This window comes from Cupriavidus sp. L7L, assembly GCF_004353535.1.
GTDB classification, from domain to species: domain Bacteria; phylum Pseudomonadota; class Gammaproteobacteria; order Burkholderiales; family Burkholderiaceae; genus Cupriavidus; species Cupriavidus oxalaticus_A.
On record NZ_SMNY01000003.1, the window covers coordinates 138,820 to 157,891 of the forward strand.

At 61.4% G+C, this 19,072-nt stretch carries 18 protein-coding genes and 2 pseudogenes; 12 read left to right on the plus strand and 8 right to left on the minus strand.

What is annotated here, in order from left to right:
* Positions 1-117: 117 nt before the first annotated feature.
* Together E1J61_RS02645 and E1J61_RS02650 are read left to right on the plus strand one after the other, a co-directional pair.
* Entirely contained in the window at positions 118-1,857 is a 1,740-nt protein-coding gene (locus E1J61_RS02645) for a PAS domain-containing sensor histidine kinase (protein ID WP_133092607.1), read from the plus strand.
* 1 nt (position 1,858) lies between these two features.
* On the plus strand, positions 1,859-2,506 hold the full coding sequence (locus tag E1J61_RS02650) for a response regulator transcription factor (RefSeq protein WP_133092608.1): 648 nt from the start codon (positions 1,859-1,861) through the stop codon (positions 2,504-2,506).
* A 3-nt stretch (positions 2,507-2,509) separates the two neighbouring features.
* On the opposite strand, the gene E1J61_RS02655 is transcribed toward E1J61_RS02650, so the two are convergent.
* The 3 genes and pseudogenes from E1J61_RS02655 to E1J61_RS38065 all read right to left on the minus strand — a co-directional run.
* Complete coding sequence (locus E1J61_RS02655) at positions 2,510-3,397, minus strand: helix-turn-helix domain-containing protein (protein ID WP_133092609.1); 888 nt, start codon at positions 3,395-3,397, stop codon at positions 2,510-2,512.
* A gap of 92 nt (positions 3,398-3,489) precedes the next feature.
* On the minus strand, positions 3,490-3,897 hold the full coding sequence (locus tag E1J61_RS02660; protein ID WP_133092610.1) for a response regulator transcription factor: 408 nt from the start codon (positions 3,895-3,897) through the stop codon (positions 3,490-3,492).
* A 559-nt stretch (positions 3,898-4,456) separates the two neighbouring features.
* Positions 4,457-4,582: pseudogene (locus tag E1J61_RS38065) on the minus strand (cation-efflux pump); the annotation flags it as partial.
* Between the two features lie 111 nt (positions 4,583-4,693).
* Between E1J61_RS38065 and E1J61_RS02670 the strand changes: the two are divergent.
* The 5 genes from E1J61_RS02670 (at position 4,694) to E1J61_RS37280 (ending at position 8,505) form a co-directional block, all read left to right on the plus strand.
* Positions 4,694-5,035, plus strand: a complete 342-nt coding sequence (locus E1J61_RS02670; RefSeq protein ID WP_165971410.1) for an integrase core domain-containing protein — start codon at positions 4,694-4,696, stop codon at positions 5,033-5,035.
* A 632-nt stretch (positions 5,036-5,667) separates the two neighbouring features.
* Positions 5,668-6,171, plus strand: coding sequence for a hypothetical protein (locus E1J61_RS02675; RefSeq protein ID WP_133092612.1), 504 nt, complete (start codon positions 5,668-5,670; stop codon positions 6,169-6,171).
* Between the two features lie 392 nt (positions 6,172-6,563).
* Positions 6,564-7,412 carry a formate/nitrite transporter family protein gene (locus E1J61_RS02680; protein WP_133092613.1) on the plus strand — a complete coding sequence of 283 codons (849 nt, stop codon included), beginning with the start codon at positions 6,564-6,566 and terminating at the stop codon, positions 7,410-7,412.
* Positions 7,406-8,191 carry a 2Fe-2S iron-sulfur cluster-binding protein gene (locus tag E1J61_RS02685; RefSeq protein WP_133092614.1) on the plus strand — a complete coding sequence of 262 codons (786 nt, stop codon included), beginning with the start codon at positions 7,406-7,408 and terminating at the stop codon, positions 8,189-8,191. The genes E1J61_RS02680 and E1J61_RS02685 overlap by 7 nt, the downstream gene beginning before the upstream one ends.
* A complete protein-coding gene (locus tag E1J61_RS37280; RefSeq protein WP_243736747.1) occupies positions 8,188-8,505 on the plus strand; it encodes a molybdopterin dinucleotide binding domain-containing protein in 318 nt (105 codons plus the stop codon). The genes E1J61_RS02685 and E1J61_RS37280 overlap by 4 nt, the downstream gene beginning before the upstream one ends.
* Before the next feature lie 1,843 nt (positions 8,506-10,348).
* Here the strand turns inward: E1J61_RS37280 and E1J61_RS02695 are convergent.
* Both E1J61_RS02695 and E1J61_RS02700 read right to left on the minus strand, forming a co-directional pair.
* Positions 10,349-10,603: a hypothetical protein gene (locus E1J61_RS02695; RefSeq protein ID WP_133092615.1), complete on the minus strand. Its 255-nt coding sequence runs from the start codon at positions 10,601-10,603 to the stop codon at positions 10,349-10,351.
* A 142-nt stretch (positions 10,604-10,745) separates the two neighbouring features.
* Positions 10,746-11,288 carry an Hsp20/alpha crystallin family protein gene (locus E1J61_RS02700; protein WP_133092616.1) on the minus strand — a complete coding sequence of 181 codons (543 nt, stop codon included), beginning with the start codon at positions 11,286-11,288 and terminating at the stop codon, positions 10,746-10,748.
* Positions 11,289-11,347: 59 nt separating this feature from the next.
* Between E1J61_RS02700 and E1J61_RS02705 the strand changes: the two genes are divergently transcribed.
* From E1J61_RS02705 to E1J61_RS02715, 3 genes and pseudogenes are all read left to right on the plus strand, one after another.
* Complete coding sequence (locus E1J61_RS02705) at positions 11,348-11,590, plus strand: hypothetical protein (protein WP_133092617.1); 243 nt, start codon at positions 11,348-11,350, stop codon at positions 11,588-11,590.
* Between the two features lie 255 nt (positions 11,591-11,845).
* The gene (locus tag E1J61_RS02710) at positions 11,846-13,345 is read left to right on the plus strand and encodes a sigma-70 family RNA polymerase sigma factor (protein ID WP_133092618.1); all 1,500 of its coding nucleotides are present in this window, start codon (positions 11,846-11,848) and stop codon (positions 13,343-13,345) included.
* A gap of 154 nt (positions 13,346-13,499) precedes the next feature.
* Positions 13,500-14,044, plus strand: a pseudogene (locus tag E1J61_RS02715) (ISKra4 family transposase); the annotation flags it as partial.
* A 6-nt stretch (positions 14,045-14,050) separates the two neighbouring features.
* Here the strand turns inward: E1J61_RS02715 and E1J61_RS02720 are convergent.
* From E1J61_RS02720 to E1J61_RS02730, 3 genes are all read right to left on the minus strand, one after another.
* Positions 14,051-14,920 carry a hypothetical protein gene (locus tag E1J61_RS02720; RefSeq protein ID WP_133092619.1) on the minus strand — a complete coding sequence of 290 codons (870 nt, stop codon included), beginning with the start codon at positions 14,918-14,920 and terminating at the stop codon, positions 14,051-14,053.
* Between the two features lie 394 nt (positions 14,921-15,314).
* Positions 15,315-15,752: a universal stress protein gene (locus tag E1J61_RS02725; RefSeq protein WP_133092620.1), complete on the minus strand. Its 438-nt coding sequence runs from the start codon at positions 15,750-15,752 to the stop codon at positions 15,315-15,317.
* Positions 15,753-16,327: 575 nt separating this feature from the next.
* Positions 16,328-16,642 carry a GYD domain-containing protein gene (locus E1J61_RS02730; protein ID WP_133092621.1) on the minus strand — a complete coding sequence of 105 codons (315 nt, stop codon included), beginning with the start codon at positions 16,640-16,642 and terminating at the stop codon, positions 16,328-16,330.
* Between the two features lie 112 nt (positions 16,643-16,754).
* Here E1J61_RS02730 and E1J61_RS02735 point away from each other — a divergent pair, with 112 nt between their 5' ends.
* A complete protein-coding gene (locus E1J61_RS02735; RefSeq protein WP_052279792.1) occupies positions 16,755-17,012 on the plus strand; it encodes a transposase in 258 nt (85 codons plus the stop codon).
* Positions 17,013-17,232: 220 nt separating this feature from the next.
* Positions 17,233-18,984: an IS110 family transposase gene (locus tag E1J61_RS02740; protein ID WP_133092622.1), complete on the plus strand. Its 1,752-nt coding sequence runs from the start codon at positions 17,233-17,235 to the stop codon at positions 18,982-18,984.
* Positions 18,985-19,072: the final 88 nt, after the last annotated feature.

A 19,072-nucleotide genomic window follows, 5' to 3' on the forward strand; every position in this document is an offset into this window, starting at 1 on the left:
ATGCTAGGTGATGATTGCGGCGCATTTCCGGCACTATGGGTTGCGGTTGACAACTGTCCCTATATAGTGGTGGTAAGTGCTTAAAACGCACGACACCAGCCCGACATTGCGCGTTGCATGACCTACCCTTTCGCCCCCAAAGGCAAGGCCTGGCCGCCATCGTCCAGAAAAGCGCCCCCGCTTGCTATCGATTTTGCGATTGGCAGTGGTGCAGTCGTGCTTTGCATCGCCCTGGCCTATCTCCTTCGGATCACCGTCGAACGGTACCAGGAGTTTCTGGTACCGTTGGTGCCTGTGTTGGGGGCGGGGATCGGACTGGTGGCTGGTCTTTACTGGATCCGGCTGAGAAGGCTCAAGCGCGCCTCCGGGGACGGTCTTCAGAGCGTGAAGGAAAGCGAGGCGCGGTTGGCGGGGATCATTCGCTCCTCAGTGGAAGCGATCATCACCGTGGACAGCGACCAGCGCGTCGTGCTGTTCAATCCAATGGCCGAGGCCTTGTTCGCCTGGCCTGCCGAACTCGCGATTGGTCGCCCGCTCGGCGATTTCATTCCCGAGCGTTTCCGGGCCGCGCATGAGGCGCATGTACGCCGGTTTGGTATCACGGGGGTGTCGGATCGCCAGATGGGACGTCAACGAGCCCTCTACGCCTTGCGGCGAGACGGCAGCGAATTCCCGATCGAAGCGTCCATCTCGCAAACGGCGGACGGAGGCACCAAACTGTATACGGTGATGCTGCGCGATATCACCGAACGTGCCCGTGCCGATGAGGCGCTGCGGAGCAGTCTCCAGCGAGTGAAGGAAAGCGAAGCGCGCTTGGGTGGCATCATCCGCTCGGCCATGGAGGCGATCATCACCGTGGACAACAACCAGCGGGTCGTGCTGTTCAATCCAATGGCCGAGAGTTTGTTTGGCTGGCCTGCCGAACTGGCGATTGGCCGCCTGCTCAGCGATTTCATTCCCAAGCGCTTCCGGGCCTCCCATGAGGAGCATGTGCGCCGGTTCGGCATTACCGGTGTGTCCGAGCGCCAGATGGGACGTCAACGGGCACTCCATGCCTTGCGTCGGGACGGTAGCGAATTCCCGATTGAAGCGTCCATCTCACAAACCGTTGACGGTGGCACCAAGCTGTACACGGTGATGCTGCGCGACATCACCGAACGCGTACGTGCCGAGGAAGCTCTGCGGCGTTCGCGTGAGGAACTGCAGCATCTCTCTGGGAGCGTTCTCGCCACACGCGAGGAGGAAAAGCGGCGCGTTGCGCGCGAACTCCATGATGACCTGGGCCAGCGGCTCAGCGCGCTGAAGATGGACACGTCCATGCTTCGCGCCGACATGAAGGACGGCCGTGATGCTGCGGACCTCCTTCAGGAGATGGATACCATGGACGAAGTCATCGACGACGCCGTAGCCTCGGTTCGCCGCATTGCCAGTGACCTACGGCCGGCGCTGCTCGACGAACTTGGGATGCTCCCCGCCATCGAATGGCTGGCCAATGATTTTGCCAACCGGTACGGATTGGCGGTAAGCGTCGATGGCGTCGATGCGGAAGTTCCGGAGCGAACGGCAATCGCCATGTTCCGCATTGCCCAGGAGGCGTTGAGCAATGTCATCCGGCATGCCGACGCAACGGCCGTACAGATCCGCCTTACCCAGAAAGCGAGCCAGGTAGAACTGCAGATACAAGACGATGGCGTGGGCTGGGACAAGAAACCTTCCGGGGGCGGGCCGCGCAAGTCGCTGGGCCTGCTCGGCATCCGGGAACGGGCGCGCCTCCTGGGTGGCGCCGTCTCGATCGACAGCACCCCTGGTAAAGGATTTTGCCTGATGGTACAAGTCCCCCAGGTCAAGGAGACTTAACGTGGTACGCGTCATGATTGCCGACGATCACGCATTGGTCCGCGACGGGCTCAGGCAGATCCTGGAGCGAGCCGGCAAGTTCGAGGTCGTCGCCGAAGCCGCGGACGGGGCGCAAGTCCTGTCTCTGGTGCGCGATTGCAGGCCGCAAGTGATGTTACTTGACCTCTCCATGCCGGGACGCAGCGGGTTGGAGCTGATTCGTCTGTTGCGGGACGAGCAGCCGGCGTTGCGCATTCTCGTGCTTACCATGCATGCGGAGGAACAATACATTGTCCGCGCCTTCCAGGCGGGGGCTGCCGGCTACCTGACCAAGGAAAGCGCCGCGAATGAAGTGGTCGCCGCCATTAGTCAGGTAGCCAATGGCAGCACCTATGTCAGCCCTGCCATCGCAGGAAAACTCGCGACGAGCTTGCAAGATCAACATAGCGAGACCCCTCACCTGCACTTGTCCGACCGCGAACTGGAGGTCTATCGCCGTCTGGTCCTGGGCGAGTCGCTGACGGCCATCGCTGCGGCGCTGTGTGTCAGCGCCAAGACCGTCAGTACCTACAAGATGCGCCTGATGGAGAAGATGGGGACGTCAAGCGAAGCCGCGCTGGTACGGTATGCCCTGCACCATCATTTGTTTGGCGACGACGAGGACTGCTAAGACTTAGCATTGGGCCTTTGTTCGATGCGGTACCCCGTCGAAGCGAGCGCTGTTGGCCGGATGCATTTGCGTGTGGGCGCGGCGTGCCGGCACTGTTCCCTGCCCCCAGCACGCGTCAAGCGCCTCGGGGTCGCATAGCGTGATTTGCTTGCCATGGACCCGGATCATGCCTTCCTGCTGGAAGCGGGACAAAGTACGGCTAACCGTTTCGAGTGTCAGGCCCAGGTAACTCCCAATCTCCTCCCGTGTCATGCGCAACGTGAAGTCGGTCGCCGAATAGCCACGGCGTTCGAACCGTGCCGAGATGTCTAGCAGGTACGCGGCCACGCGCTGCTCGGCGGTAAGGTTACCGAGCAGCAGCCTCTGACCGGCTTCACGTACGATTTCCGCGCTCAACATCTTATGAACATGTAGCTGCAACGGTTTGACCTCGCGGCACAGCGCTTCCAGTAGATGGAACGGGATCACACAGACGGCGCTGTCCTCCAGGGCAACGGCATCGCAGGTGTGCTGCTCTGTCGCAATGCCGTCTACGCCGAGAGTTTCGCCAGGCAGGAAGAACCCGGATACGTATTCCCGGCCACTCTGGTGCGAGAGAACGGTCTTGAACGAACCTGAGCGCAACGCATACACACTGTGGAACGGATCTCCGGCCCGGTACAGCGCCTGCCCCTGCCTGAGCGTTCGCCAGTTGAGGACAACGCCACTCAGTCGAGCGACCTCCTTCTCATCCAGGGCGGACACCATGCAGATGTGCCGCAACGCACAGGAGGAACATTGGGCCTTTGGCTTTGGCGACTTGGACGCGATGTGACCAAAGTCCTCCGCTGCCGAGGCGACGGTATCGAATGCCGTCAAGGCTGCCGTCCCCGCAATGCTTGTTTCGAACATCGTTGTCTCCATCTCGATGCCAGTCGTTGACTGGCCGAACGGCGATCTTGCGCATTCTGGACTGCGCGCATTTGTCACCGATTGCACTCTCCCTATCGTTCCTTGGCGTTCTTGACTGCAACAGCTTCCATCAGAGCCGCCCGCAGTTCATTGATCTCGAGCGACCTGTCAAAGCAGTAGCGCCCACCTGCCTTCAGGCAAGCCTTACGTAACAAAGAATCGCCGCTTTCAGCAAGCACAATCAAGATGCTCTCCGGGAGTGCTTTCGCCACTGTCTGGATCTGCGCCAACCAGCCTGGCTGCGAGGCGCGCAGTCCGATCAGAATGATGTCCGGCCTTACAGCAATCAGCACCTGCAACTCGGTCGCTGCATCTGCCCCCATTCCTATGACCTGAATGCCTGCAAGCGTCCTCAGCATACGCAACTGTCTGCGCCGGATCGGGATAACATGTTCGAGCAGATAGACGGTGAGGCTATCTTGTCGGGTGGGATCACTCATGTACCCAGTATTGTGGATGTCCGGGTGTGTCGAAATGAGGCGACACTGAGAGTGGCGTCAGATTTGGAGGCGGCGCTGTCAGACTTTCCTGACAGGCGGTCTGCGTTTAGGCCCCGACCGCGAGGAAATTATGCCTCACCGCCCGTAGTGAAGAGGGCGTGTTACCGTCGCAGCCGGCCAAAGCCTAGCAATTGCAGGCTGTCCCCTTTTCGGCCGGCACAGGTCTGGCGCGCAATGAGAAATTCTCGGATCATAAATATAAGGACCCCATGGGCAGCCCGATGCAGAATGCCCGAGACGTCCGCACAGCGTGCAATAGTGGTCCATGGCCATTTCCTTCGTGGATTGCAGAGCGTTGCCAACTCCAGTATCGAAGGGACACCCGACTACCGCCATCAGGAGACGCTGATTGTAATGTCAGAACCGTGGCGCGCCGTTTGTCGGCCGTGCCCCTGTGCGCGTAAGTAACTACGGCAGGCCTGTCAGGGCACCCTGACAGCGGTCGACTCCTGATTTGTCGCCGGGTGTCGTGAACGCAGGGAGCCTTTCACTTGGCTCGGGGTGTTTCCAGTATGGCATTTCGAATCGCCGTTACCGGCTCCGCGTCGATCGCACGATCCATCAGGTCCCGCAGGGCACTCCGGGAAAACTGCCAGCCCATTCTTGTCACCATCAGGCCAACCACATTCACCGAACTCGATGCTTCTGATGCCGAACTAACTCTGCAAGCAGCTATTTCGCTTGAAATGGAAAGGCCTGGTCCAGGCGCTGAGAACATCAACGTCGAAGACCTTTGGTGTCGCAAGGGTCAGATTCTTCACGAGACCAACTAAGGAGAGAGATATGCCTACCGGCGATTGTCAACGGCAGCGTGGACGAGGCACGCGCATGGACGCAGCAATTCGTGCGTTGGTACAACCACGAGCACAAGCATAGTGGATTGAAATTCGTGACACCGGCGCAGCGCCACGGTGGTACAGCCGCGGTGGTCCTGGCGCACCGTGAAGCGGTCTACGCTGAGGCTAAGGCCAGAACGCCCGAGCGTTGGTCCGGGTCAACGCGGAACTGGAGTTTGGCGGATGAAGTCTGGCTCAATCCGGAGCGGATTGAGCCAGCAGAACTAAAGCAGGTTGCGTGAGGTGACGCGACAACTACGTTGACAACCGCCGGAACTGGAGGGGCAAACCGTACGACTCCATGACCGGTTTAGCCCAGCTATCTATGATCGGTCAGGCGATGATATGCGTGCACGTGGTCTTTTCCTGGACATGCCACCCTGGGGTTATCATGTTTTTGATGTCCAAAGGATTGGTTGATAGGGCCGTTGGCATCTCCGGGGAGACCTCACCTACTCTCAACGCGAAGTCGCCAGGCGCCGAGTAACTTCGCTGCTCAGTTACCAACAACAACGGAACAAGGTCTTTAGCCATTTCTGCGAAAAAAAGGGGGCAGAGGCCGGGACACGCGGGGTCTTTTCTCTGCCAGCCTGAGAAAACGAGCGAGTTCCGTCCCCAGCGGCACCCGCAGAGGAGCCTCGGTCAGCTCTACGGCGCAGCCCCCCGGGCGAGAGCCCTTGCAATATTGGCGGGAGGCTGGCGGCATTAGCGGCCTCCTGGCCAATCAAAAAAACTTCTTGACGTGCCTCAGGACGACTTGAGGCTTTACGCATATTCTCTAAAGACAGTTCCGGCTCGTTGGCTTCCGTTTTCATCATCGAAATGCCCCAATGCCGAGACTGTATGTATCGTTGAAGCCCGAAGGAGAATCGTAATGAAAAGCACAATCTTGGCAGCGGCGTTTTCGATACTTGCACTCTCTTCCGTTCCTGGATTCTCGCAACAACCGTCAGGCGCTAAAGCGAGTCCGACGGCTCCCAATGTGCAGGAGTTCGACAAGCAGATGGCGCAGGTGCAAGAGAACATGAAGAAGATGCAGGAGCAGATGGATAAGATCCGACAGACTCAGGACCCGCAGGCACGGCAAAAACTGCTCCAGGATCACTGGGCCACTATGCAAAGCAACATGCAGTTGATGCACGGCATGTCGGGGCCGGGCGGCGGAATGGGCCCGGGGATGATGGGTATGGGCCCGGGGATGAAGGGCGGACGGATGATGGGCTGGGGGCACATGGGTGGCTATTACTCCAAGCTCACACCGGAACAGCAGCGGCAACGCCAGTACATGTGGGATCAGTACATACCCATGCAGCAGATGATGATGGACCACATGATGCAGCACCAGCAGATGATGTGGCAGTCGCAACAGCCAAGATAGCCAAACGCCCTAACGGCCCCGGGACGTCTCCTAGGGACAAACATAGTCCCCCTGCTCTGCGCATGCCCGTCCGGGGTGGGATGGGGTAGCCCGATCACCTCGATTTCTCTGGCGGCGGCCTCCCTCTCACAAGGTCGAACACGCAGCAGAGGCTTAGCGGCTTTCCTGAAATAGGGTATGGGTGGTGGAGAGGGCCACCTTTGCCAGCCAGCCTGACCGAGCGTGTCAGTTTCGCTTGCCGAATTTGCGATTGGCAACACTGGACATTTCGCTCGCGTTTCAGTGCAGGCGACGGGACGGTGCCTTGCGCCCGATCAAATGGCAGCCCGTCTGGCGTCCTACAGTAGCTTGCACCAGGACCTGTCCCCACCACGCCCACCAGGAGTGCCGCCATGACACCGGTAGCCGATCCCAGCCTGGACGCCTACTCGCCCAAACAGGTCGCGAGCCGGGTCAACGAATTCTGCATCGCCAAGGCGCACATGCCGCTGCTGAAGCTGGCGATGCTGGGCATGCTCGCGGGCGCGTTCATCGGGCTGGGCGCGCTGATGTTCGCTCTGGTGACCAGCGATGCCTCGCTCGGCTTCGCGGCAAGCCGGCTGCTGGGCGGGCTGGCGTTTTCGCTTGGGCTGATTTTGGTGACGGTGGCTGGCGCCGAACTGTTTACCGGCAACAACCTGCTGGCCATGGCTTGGGCCAGCGGCTGCGTGAGCACCCGCGATGTGCTGCGCAACTGGATCGTCGTTTGCGTAGCCAACTTCGTTGGTGCACTCGGGCTGGCGCTGCTAGTCTGGCTCTCGGGCCACGCCACGATGAACGGCGGTGCCGTGGGAAGCACAGTCGTCTCCATCGCCACGACCAAGGCCGGACTCTCGGCAACCGACGCCTTCTTCCGCGGCATGTTGTGCAACGTCCTTGTCTGCATAGCGGTGTGGATGGCGCTGGCCGGGCGAAGCTTGGCGGACAAGGCGGTGGCCATCGTGTTTCCGATTACCGCCTTCGTTGCCGCCGGCTTCGAGCATTCCGTCGCCAATATGTATTACTTCCCGCTGGCGATGCTGCTGGGCGCGCCGCTGGGCTGGGATGATTTCGCACGCAACCTGGGGCTGGTGATCGCCGGCAACCTGGTCGGGGGCAGCGTGCTCGTGGCACTGGTCTATTACACGATCTACCTGAGGCCGACGGCACGGGAGGCGGACACCGCCGCTACGCCGATCAGCACGAAGGAGCCCGGATGCTGAGTCTGACGATCGACGGCAAAGTGCTCTCAGTGCCGTCCGGACAAAGCGTGCTTGAGGCAGCCCGCCTCCACGGCATCGAGATCCCGACCCTGTGCCATCACCGTGACCTCACACCGGTTGGCTCTTGCCGCCTGTGCCTGGTCGAGATCGAGGGCGAGGATCACTTCGCGGCCGCCTGTGCGCTGGAGGCCCGGGCCGGCATGGTGGTGCGCACGGCCACACCGCGCATCGTGCAGGCACGCCGCGCGGTGCTGGAGATGCTGCTCTTGCGCTACGACGACGCGGCACAGCCTGAGCGGGACTCGGAGTTCATGCGCTGGGTGCGAGAATACGGGGCAAGTCGGCCGGAGGCCCCGCCCACTGCAGCGCGCTTTACCGCCGATACCGATCCCCACCCCTTCATCCGAGTCGATCTCAACAAATGCATCCTCTGCACCCGCTGCGTGCGGGCCTGTGCCGAGGTGCAGGGCAGAGCGCCGGCTGGGCCGCACGCGGGCTGGGACTACACCGGCCCGGACGACATCCTGACCGAAGTGGGCATGCTGTGCCCGTCCTACGCCGGCATTACGCCGGCGCGGCTCTCGCGCGGCGAAGCGCTGCACTGGCCGCGGACACAAGCCATCCGGGAACACCCATCCTGCACATGGGACACTTCAGCCGCGGCAAAGGGAAATTCCACCTTGCCGAATACCTACCCCCTCAAGAACTGCCGGACGCAGACTATCCGCTGCTGCTCACCACCGGCCGCGTGCTCCCACACTGGCACGCGGGCGAGATGACGCGGCGGGTGCCCGGGCTACTGGAGCTTTATCCGCAACCGCTGGTCGAGATCAGCCCCGAAGATGCGGCGCGGCTGCACATGGCCGACAAGCAGCCGCTGCGGCTGGCTTCGCGCCGCGGCGAGATGCAGGCCCTGGCGCACGTCACGGACCGGGTACCGCCAGGGGTGGTGTTCGGCAATTTTCACTTTCCGGGCGAGGCCAACGTCAACAACCTCACGCAACCGGCGCTGGATCCGGTAGCGAAGATTCCGGAGTTTAAGGTCTGCGCGGTGCGGGTGGTGGATTCCGGCACACGCACTGGTGAGCCATAGCGATCCCCAGTAAGCCAGGACCTATCCCTCTTGATAAGCTAGCGTGCGAGCGCGTCCGCCCGTTTTGGCCGCCGCTCGTTGTGGGCGTAGCATTGGGCCCGCTCAGCGCTGCCATGCAATCCATGCGGACTCTGCGGGCAGGAATGCTTCTTCGTGCCAGGCGCGTACTCTTGCCGTGTAATGTCCCGCCAGACGGGAAGCTGGCACAGAGGCCGAAAAGATATCCCCCTCGGTGGCCCCCGCAATTGGGCCTTCGGAGGTCATCGGCGTCCTTTCGGCGGGGGAACTCGCCATTGGCGGCGGCATAGAGTTCCACCTTGACTGTATTATCTGGCGCAATCTCACCCAGATACACGGGTAGCCTGATATGCCACTGGTCTGCCTCCCGCCTTTGCCTCGACGGCACCGAAATGGACCTCGTGCCAATCAGCGGCAAGCGCTGCGTCCCGCGCATGCAGTGCTCGCGCCAGCCGCGCTCCGCCTTCACAACGCCGCCGATAGGCGCCTGCCGCGGGCCGATAGAAGCGTTCCAGGTACTCGATGAACATCCGATTGGTACTGAAACGCGGTGCCAAATGCGACATGCTGGCACGCATGCGGCGCACCCAGCTGCGTGGAATGCCCTGGGCGTCCCGTGCATAGAATGCGGGCACAACTTCATCCTCGAGCAGGCGGTACAGGCATTCGGCGTCCGCGCCGTCACCCCCCTCCCCGCTCCCGATCGCCTATCCATACTCCGGCTGAAAGGCTTCCGCCCACCAGCCGTCCAGCGTCGACAGATTCAGTCCGCCATTGCACAACGTTTTCATACCGCTTGTCACACAGGCCTCCCGCGGCCTTCGCGGCGTATTGGCCGCTCCTCAAGCACAAGACGAAGCAGCAAGATGCGGCCGCTTGTCATTGCACATGGGTCGCGCGGACAGCCAAGGAAGACCGGCCTTGACCTTCATCAATTTGCGTTCCCGCTCATGGCCTACTTTGTCTAAGGGTCCATTGAGTTCGGTGGATAAGATTGAATGCCATGTGGCAAGCACATGACTGGCACCTGATCAGGGCTAATGCGTGCGGAATTTCGGAGGAGAGTAACCATGAACAAGTTCGTTGCCAATGCTATGGTTCTGTGCCTGAGTGCCATTGCCGTTGCCGTCCATGCGCAAACAGCGCCTTCAACCGTTGCTGGTCAGGACCAGACAGGTGTTTCATCTCCTCCCGCACATGGAAGCAAATCGGGAAAGGCAAAGTCGACTAACGTTGCCGGAAAAGACCGTACAGGCCCTTCGGCACCCCCGGAGCAGTCTGGCCAATCCAGTGTGGCGGGTCAGGACCGGACGGGCGTCTCGTCTCCTCCCGCGCACGGAAGCAAATCGGGAAAGGCAAAGTCGTCTAACGTTGCCGGAAAGGACCGTACAGGCCCCTCGGCACCGCCGGAGCAGTCTGACCAATCCAGTGTGGCGGGGCAAGACCGGACGGGCGTCTCGTCTCCTCCCGCGCACGGAAGCAAATCGGGAGAGGCAAAGTCGTCTAACGTTGCCGGAAAGGACCGTACAGGCCCCTCGGCGCCGCCGGAGCAATCGGGCGATTCCAGTGTGGCGGGGCAAGACCGGACGGGCGTTTCGTCTCCTCCCGGACGTAGCGTGAGTACCGATGCGAAAAAATGAGACCACAGGCCGCTGGATGGGACCATTGAAGCATTTGGCCGGTGGAAATCGTCAGGCAACACGCGTAATGAGATCCTGTCCAGAATTCAGCAGCCTGACATTGCGAGTGACAGCCCCAGGCTACCTGTCGGCCTTGTCGTGGCATCGATTCAGGCTAGGGTACCCCGTGCCCGGCCGCCCGGTACTCACGTCAGTCCACCGTCGAAATCGGGCTCTTCGCTTTCCAGAATCTCGAAAATACGTGCTGTCTTGCCTTGCAGCTCATACCCAGCCTGATGCGTCAGACGCTGGTCGGATTTGAGCCACGTGTACGCCTCAAGGACTTCAGCCGTACTTGGGGTGAGTTCCAGGATCAGTTCGACCACCTCGTCGTCCAGCGCACCAACGATCTCTCGGATCTCGCTTGCCGTCGCCGTCGGCGCTTCCGAATGGGTATCCATTGTCTTTCCTGATAGGGCAGCGGTTTCGTCGGAGTAGACGGGCCGGTACCCAAGTGCGAGCGCTGTTGCCCGCGTGGTTGCGCCCACGCCGATCGGAGGCGGGGCGCATGCGTCATCGCGCGCCTCGCCACCGGCTATAGAATCAAGCGCCCTTGATCGGGATCTTCTTCTCGGCTTTACGTGCTTCCGGCGTCTTGGGCAGCGTTACCGTCAGCACCCCCTTCTTGAAAGTCGCTTCAATCTTGTCGGCATCGACACCCTCTGGCATGCGGAAGGCGCGCTCAAACGAGCCGAAGTGGCGCTCATGGAGATAGTAGCCCTTGTCCTTCTGTTCCTTCTCTACGTGTTTTTCGCCTCTAATCATTAGCCCGCCATTGGCAAGTTTCACCTCGATATCTTTCTCGTCCATGCCAGGCAATTCTGCTGTGATCTCGTAGGAACTGTCCGTCTCCACGAAATCCACGGCAGGTCCGGATGCCCAGGTCCATTCCCCGCGCCAGAGCGGCTCGACGTCGTGCATCGGACGCTGGAATGGCGAGAGGCTAAAGTCGCGGTCGAAATCCCTGAAGAGGCGATCGACCTCGCGACGCAGGCTCTCGAACGGGTGCCACGCTTGCGGTAACCACGAGCGTGCATCCCCTTCTTCGCCCTTCTTCACGGGCAGTTTGGTAGCAGTCTCGGCCATGTCAGTTCTCCATCAGTTGATGTACATGAACCATAGGCACGCACACCCAAAACCCATTGATGAAAATCAAGCGTGTGCCAGACGTCCGCGCTTGTCGCGCTAGCTCCGGCCGGCTATGGCGCGACCGTTCAAAGGCCAGCGCAGCCGCAGGAATCGATCTGGCACTGTTCAAACCTGTTCAGGATTTCGTTGAGGATACCCGCGTGCCCGAGCGGCTGCTTGTGCTCGCGATGCCACGTGACGTCGTCCGCCCCGGCGAGATCGTCACAGAAGATGCGTCAAGCGGCCACTTTTTAGGATAGTTCACGAGGGGGTAACCAGACCAGGACGTGAACGACGAAATCCCGTAGTGGCGCCTCTGCGCCGTTGCACAGCGCCCGCATCGCGCCGCCATCCGCCTATCTGCCTGTCCGCGAGTTGAGAATTCCGACTCTGCCCCCAGATCGGTAACCATGTGGCACGCCGGAGCGAACGGGCGTTTGCGGATCCCCTGGCTGCCAGACGGGCGGGGCGCGAGTCTCGCCAATCCTGTATCGCGGGATGAGTCCGCACACGATATGAGTACGCAAGAGCGCGTGAACGATGGGGGCAGTCCCTCCCAGGCCATGGCCCAGTTGCTGGCGCTCGCCACGGAGCGAGGCTACCTGATCCACTCGGATGTTGTCGACGAGCTGCCGGCCGAATATGCGTTGCCGGAAGAACTCGAGTCCGTGCTCGCCGCGCTCGCGCAGCTGGGCATCGATGTACTCGAGGAGCGGCCACAGGCCGGGACCTTGCCGGTCGCCGCTGGAACCTCCGTGGACCCCGCCGCAATCGAGGAGGCCCGCAGATTCCTGGACGACGTCGTCACTCACGGGTCAGGTGCGTCAACGGACACCCTCGCGGTCTATGTCCGCCGCATGTACGCCGTCGCGCTGCTGACGAAGGACGAGGAAGTCGTGCTGGCGAAGGAGATCGAAGCCGGCCGGCGCGACGCCCTGCTGGCGTTCGCCGGATGCCCGCGCGCGATCGGGGCGTGGATCGACAGTGCCGATGCGCGTGGCCTCATCGAGGATGCGCGGACGCTTGACGAGATTCGCCGGTCACTGGCATCGATGGGTCGTTCGCTGCGCCGGGGAGGCATCGAGGCGCCCGCCTACCGGGGTGCCCGCCAGGCTATCTTCGCGCTGCTCGAGACGAACGCGCAACCGGCACGCGTCGTGGAGAGCCTGGCGCAGGTCATGCGGGATCTGAACGCCCTGGCCTGCGAACAGACCGACGACAGCCTCGATGCACGCGCCGGCGTCGGCGCGCTCGCGAAAGAGGTAATGGCGGCGGAAGCGCGCATCCATCAGGCCACGCGCAAGATGCTGGAGGCCAATCTGCGGCTCGTTCTGTCAGTCGCCAAGCGGTATCGGAACCGCGGGCTGGATCTGGCGGACCTCGTTCAGGAGGGCAATATCGGCCTGTTGCGAGCCATCGAGAAATTCGAGTACCGCCGGAATTTCAAGTTCTCGACGTATGCCACATGGTGGATCCGCCAGGCCGTGGCGCGCGCCGTGGCCGACCGCGCGCGGATGATCCGGTTGCCTGTGCATGTCGGTGACGAACTGGGCCGCGTGCGGCGCACGGCAGAGCGTATCCGACAGCGCACGGGTCGAAAGGCGGCGCATGGGCAACTGGCAAGCGAATGCGGGCTGGACCCGGAGAGGATTCGGACCTTGTTGGCGCTGCCTGGCGCACCCGTTTCTCTTGACGCGCCCGTCGCGGACGGCGAGACCCATCTCGCCGAACTCATCGAGGACCACGGCGCGCCCGATCCGTTCAGGACGGTGGCCGACACGCGCTTGCGCGAGTTCGTTTCTTCGCTACTGATGACGGTGACGCCGGACGAAGCCGAGGTCCTGCGCCGGCGATTCGGCATCGGCGGTGACCTTCCGAACAGCTACGAGGAAATCGCCCGGCAGACGGGTCTGTCGCGAGAACGGGTGCGCCGCATCGAGCAAAGGGCGCTGGAAACCCTGCGCGCATCGGCGCACGCACGGGCGGCACAAACGTTCCTGGAGACGGAAGCCTGAACTGGCCGGACATCCATGCCGCATGGCGGGGCACGCCTGCCACGGGTTCCCTGGCAGTCCTATCTGCGCCGCACGATCATGTCGAGAAGGCGTTTCCGTGTTGTAGATCCGGCACCACTGCGGCCACCGCACGCGAGATCCTCTTTCTCGCCCCCATCTTGAGCAGATCGTCAAGGGCATACGTGCTTGGACGGAAACGGAAAAAGCTGCTCGACGTGTCTTGATTTCCCGCATTGACAGACTTCGCCAGTGCTTCTGGCGTGCCCAGCTCGAGAAAGCCCAAAGTCGGATGCAGGGTATCTCACAATCTGTCGGGTGATCGTGCCTGAAACGCCGGGCGTTGCCAACAGTTTCGCACAACTGGACTACCGGGCCCGACAGCTTGTTGCATATGTCGACGCGAATGGCGGGCCGACGATCAATTACGGGGCAAGACATCGTCGAAACAAGCCTATCTCAACCGCACCGTTCGAGTCTGCGGTTAATCAGGTACTGAACCAGCGTGCAAGCGTCAACAAATGCGCTGGTCGGCGAACGGAGCCCATTTGCTTGCCCAGATCCGACTGATCAACGGTGACCTCATCGAGAGACTTGCCAAGTATGAGCCACCGACGGAACCAGTGCCGAGGGAATCAGCTGAGTTCTTCGAGCAATTCTGGCTTGCCTCGGAGTTACAACCCCAAGGTTTTTGACGCTCCCCCGCGACTATCGCGACGGCACGTCCGCCCCCTTCTTCTTCTCGCCAACCTGCTGACGACGCGGCGCCAGCGCAATCGTGGCCGAACTCCCAATTCCAACTCGCTCCGCGTGCTCCAGCCATTCCGCTAGTGCGCTCAGATCGTGCTCAGCGATCCCGCCCGTTCGGTGCAGGATCACGTTGCACGCCTTTCGCAGAAATTGGTACGCCGTCGAATCCTCGACCACGAAGAGGACGTTGCTACCCGTGTTCAGATCCTCGCCCCCTTCGGTCACGGCGTCCTTCAGGAGCGCTAGATCGTTGACCGCCACGCTGATCGGTGCGGCGGCCGGATAGCAATTCACCACCACCTCCAAGACTTGCTCCTCACACGTCAGCGTTAAAGCGTCCTGGGGCGACGCCAGCTCGAAGCCAGGCTGGCCCTTGAGCACGCGCATTTCGCGCTCTTCCAAATCCAGGTTGAATTGCGGGTTGCTGCGCAAGAAGATCTGAACGGTCGCGTCGCACACCGCTACCGGCTGATAGACATATTCGCCCTCTTTATTGATGCGTCGGATCGACTGCGCGACACCCGGGCAGATATCGAACATCAACTTGTTCTCGGAACGCCAGAAGGTGACCTTCGGCACTTCCCGCCAGACGCTGGCCAACTCCGGCGACAGGCCTTGCGTCTCGATGAGGCGCTCGACTTTCTCGCTGATACCGCCGGCGACCTTCCGGAACTCGGCGTCCAGATCAAAATCCTTCACCAGATCTAGGAACTGCGCGGCGACGCCGCCCTGGCTGATGGCCCACCGCAGGAGCGCGTCATGCCCCTCCAGTTGCTGGCGTGCTGCGGCGTGGAATGGGGAGGATCCAGAGGCGGCGGAGCGCGCCATAGCGAACTCCCAGGGTGGTTTCCGATATAGTATAGGGGCGCCGGCGGCTCCCCGACTTCTGACGTGTCTCGCGCCGCGCCAAGACGACGCTGCGCACCCGACGGATCATCGTCGGATGACATCGGTCTTTTCGAGCGCACATCTAAAACACCCGTCCGCGTGGGCTTCTTTGCACGTTGCACGGACATTCAAGGCGATTTACGTTTGTGAGGGATCGAGCCTTTCACGTCCACTCCGGCGCGGAACGGTCATCGACAGCTCTGGCAATTGTCGGCGGGTCCCGTAGCCTGTCGATTCGGCACAGCGTTGGGCTGGCCTGACAGCTAGAAGCTACCGAGTACAACGAGGACCACCAATTTCGATAAGAGATAGCGGGACGCAGCCTCCCACCCATCTAACGGCACACCAAGACCGGGATCTTGCAGTGCGTGAGCACTTTCTGGGTTTCGCTGCCGATCAGCAAGGCCCCCACGCCAGCCTGGCCGTGCGACGCCATCACGATGAGGTCGCAATTCCGCTCCTCGACGATTCGGATAATTGTCTCGTAGGGGTGATCGGCAGTGACGCAGATTGCTTCACATTCCACCGAGGCGTCCTTGGCTGCTTGTTCAATCACCCCCAAGTAATGGGCGGCGTGTTGTTCGGCAAGCTGCGCGTAGCGCTCGCGCTCGTCCTCCAGCATTTCGATTCGGTGGGTGAAGACACGGTACTCCGGGATGACATGCAATCCCGTGAGCCTGGCCTGGAACAGCCTGGCAAGTCGTACCGCGATCTGGACTGCACCTTCCGAGAGAGCCGTGCCATCGGTTGGCACCAAGAGATGCTTGAACATCGTCGTCTCCTTAACGCTTGGCAAGGCAACGCATCGGCGCGCAGGACTTAGGCCGCGTTCGCATGAGGGTTGTTGATTGCGCCAAGTCTGTCGGGCGCAAAATGCCGCACAAGGATCAAAACTACCGCACCGGAAGCCGGCCGCCGTGCAGTACCAAGTGATTAGGCTTTGGGTTGGTTAAACCATCGCGAGCACTCAGCAAGCCACTAGGAGGCTCGTCAGTCCAGAGCCGGCTCCATTTCGGATCACGCCCCCGCACGCTCTAATATGGGCACCCAGCCAGTCCGCAGCTTGCGCTGCGTCAAGCCACAATCGGCCGTTGCGCGTGGCGTAGCGACCTACCGGCTCCCAAGGCTGACTCGAGATCACGAAATTGCTGATCCAGGCAATAACGACAGCGCAGGGGAGCTCCGCACCGAGGCCCAGTGGGAGCGCCAGGGAACTGGGCAGCGATATCCCCCTGCACTTCACGGGATTCCATCCCGACTACAAGATGCGCGGCGTGGCGGTCCAAGCGAAGTGATCGAAGATTCCGGACTGAGTTCCGGCATGGCCACCACATGGCGCTGCTCAGCTCACACGGGAGGCAATTCCGGCAGGTTGCGCACCAGGTGCTTGAATCGTCCCCAGTCGACGGCCGGACGAATCGTGGCTTCTCCATGTCCATAGGCCCGGACCAGGACCGACACCCGCATGGCAGTCTCGTTGTCATTGGCCTCGAAGATGTCGAGATAGTCATAGGGCCCGAGGGTCGCATAGCTGCCCAGCCATTTCACCTCCGGACAAGCTTTCTCCAGATAACCGGCCACGCCACGCTCAAGCGCCTCGAACGACCGCGGCTGTCGCAGGGATTCCACGGAGACACGGGTTTCCATGATGAAGATCGCCATTTCTAACTCCTCAATATCGGCATGGGCCGGTTAGCCTCACAGCTAAAGGCTAGCTTGGAGATGACCCGCTTTTTTGGACACCCGCTATCTTGAACCATAGGGGGTACCCATCATGGCCAAGACCCGAGCGCCGTATGCCGCTGCTTTCCGGCAGCAAATGATTGACCTAGTCCATGCCGGCCGGACGCCGGAAGACCTGGCCAAGGAATTCGAACCCACTGCCCAGACCATCTACAACTGGGTCGCACAGGCGGACCGTGACGCCGGCAAACGTCACGATGGCTTGAGCACTGCCGAGCGCCAGGAACTGACCCATCTTCGTAGAGAGCTTCGGCAGGTCAAGATGGAGCGCGATATCTTGGCAAACTGACTTCGCGACCCGTCGCGGCCCGGGCAGAAGAAACACGCGGCGCCTACACTGTCGTGGCACCCGGGCCCGAGGCCGTCAGCTTTTTGGCGATATTCCACCCCGTCGGCAAACATGGTCCAGGGGATCTGCGGACCCGATTTTGGTGGCGCTTCGGTGACCCCGTTTAGGAAAGTGATGCTTGTCCGTGTCCCCGTCCGGGCGCTCAACGCAGGAGGTGACCATGAGCAGGCGATCCAAGGCCGTAGATCTACCGATTCTCAACGCACGTGCTGCGGCCATCGATATCGGTGCCCGCTTCCATGTCGTTGCGGTGCCCAGCGAATTGTGTACCGAGCCATTGCAGACGTTTCAAGCCTTCACCCGTGACTTGCACCGAATGGCCTACTGGTTGTCCGCGCTGGGGATCACGACGGTGGCAATGGAATCCACCGGCGTGTATTGGATCCCGGTGTATGAGGTGCTGGAGGACGCGGGGCTGGAGGTCATCGTCACCAATGCGCGCGAAGCGCGCGCCGTGCCCGGACGCAAGAGCGATATCAAGGACGCCCAATGGTTACAGCGCTTGCATGCTTGCGGTCTTCTGCGGGCCAGTTTTCGTCCGGGCCGGGAGATCGCGGCGCTACGCGCGTACCTCCGGCTTAGAGAAAGGCATCTGGATTACGCTGCCGCCCATATCCAGCATATGCAGAAGGCATTGACGTTCATGAATCTGCACCTTCATCACGTCGTCAGCGATGTAACGGGGGCGACCGGGCTGAGGATCGTGCGGGCCATCATCGCCGTCGAGCGTGACACTAAAGTACTGGCACGCATGCGTGATCTCCGATGCAAGGCGACGCACGAGGTGATCGAAGCCGCATTGCAAGGCAACTATCAGCCCGAACACGTCTTTGCGCTACAGCAGGCACTGGAACTGTATGACTTCTATCAGCGACAGGTCGAGCAATGCGACCGGCAGATCGAGCAAGTCCTGACGAGGCTTGCTGCGCAATCCCCTGCGCCCACGGCACCGCTGCCTAAGCCACGTCATCGAACCAAACAGCCCAATGCCGTCGATTTCGACACGCGACCACTTCTGCATCAGATCACGGGCACTGATCTGACTCAAATCCATGGCATTGGCCCCTACCTCGCGCTGCGCCTGGTCTCGGAATGCGGTACTGATCTGAGCCGTTGGCCGAGTGCTAAGCACTTTACGTCTTGGCTGTCGCTGTCGCCAGGTTTCAAAATCAGTGGCGGCAAGGTCCTGTCTTCGCGAACACGCAGGTCGAGCAATCCCGTCGCCGCCCATCTTCGCTTGGCAGCAGTGACGGTGGGCCGCACCGATACTGCGCTTGGCGCCTTTTATCGGCGCCTTGCGGGCCGCCTCGGCAAGGCAAAGGCGGTGACGGCGACAGCACGGAAGATTGCCGTGCTGTTCTATAACACAATGCGCTACGGGGCCGACTATAAAGATCCCGGTGCAGATTATTACGAGGCGGCCTACCGAGACCGTGTCGTCAAGCAGCTTCAGCGGCGAGCGGCAAACTTCGGGTTCCGCCTCGAAGCCATTGAGGGTAGCCGCGGCCTGGTTCGCCCGGGAGACCGGAACGGTACCCGACAAGGGTTCGAATTCATGAAGGCGAATCAGGACACCTGGCCCTTGGCGACCATGGCACGGCTGCTCAAGGTCTCGCGCAGCGGTTTCCATGCGTGGAATCAACGCCGGCCATCGGCCCATGCACAGCAGGATATGGACCTGCTGGCACGCATCCGGGCCATCTACGCGCGTTCACACGGCACCTATGGCATGCCGCGCATTCACGCGACGCTGGCCCGGCAAGGCATCCACGTCGGGCGCAAGCGCGTGGCACGCCTGATGCTTGAAGCGGGCCTGCGCGGCGTGAGTCGGCGCCGCTGGGTCAAGAACCACGCGGCGAGCACCTGGGGCACGACCGGCTCCGGATCTGGTGCAGCGCCACTTCCAAGCTGACGTGCCGAACCGTCTGTGGGTCTGCGGATTTCGGTGAAGGTGATCAGCAGTTTCGGCGAACGTGATCAGGGAAGGAAGGTGGTACTGC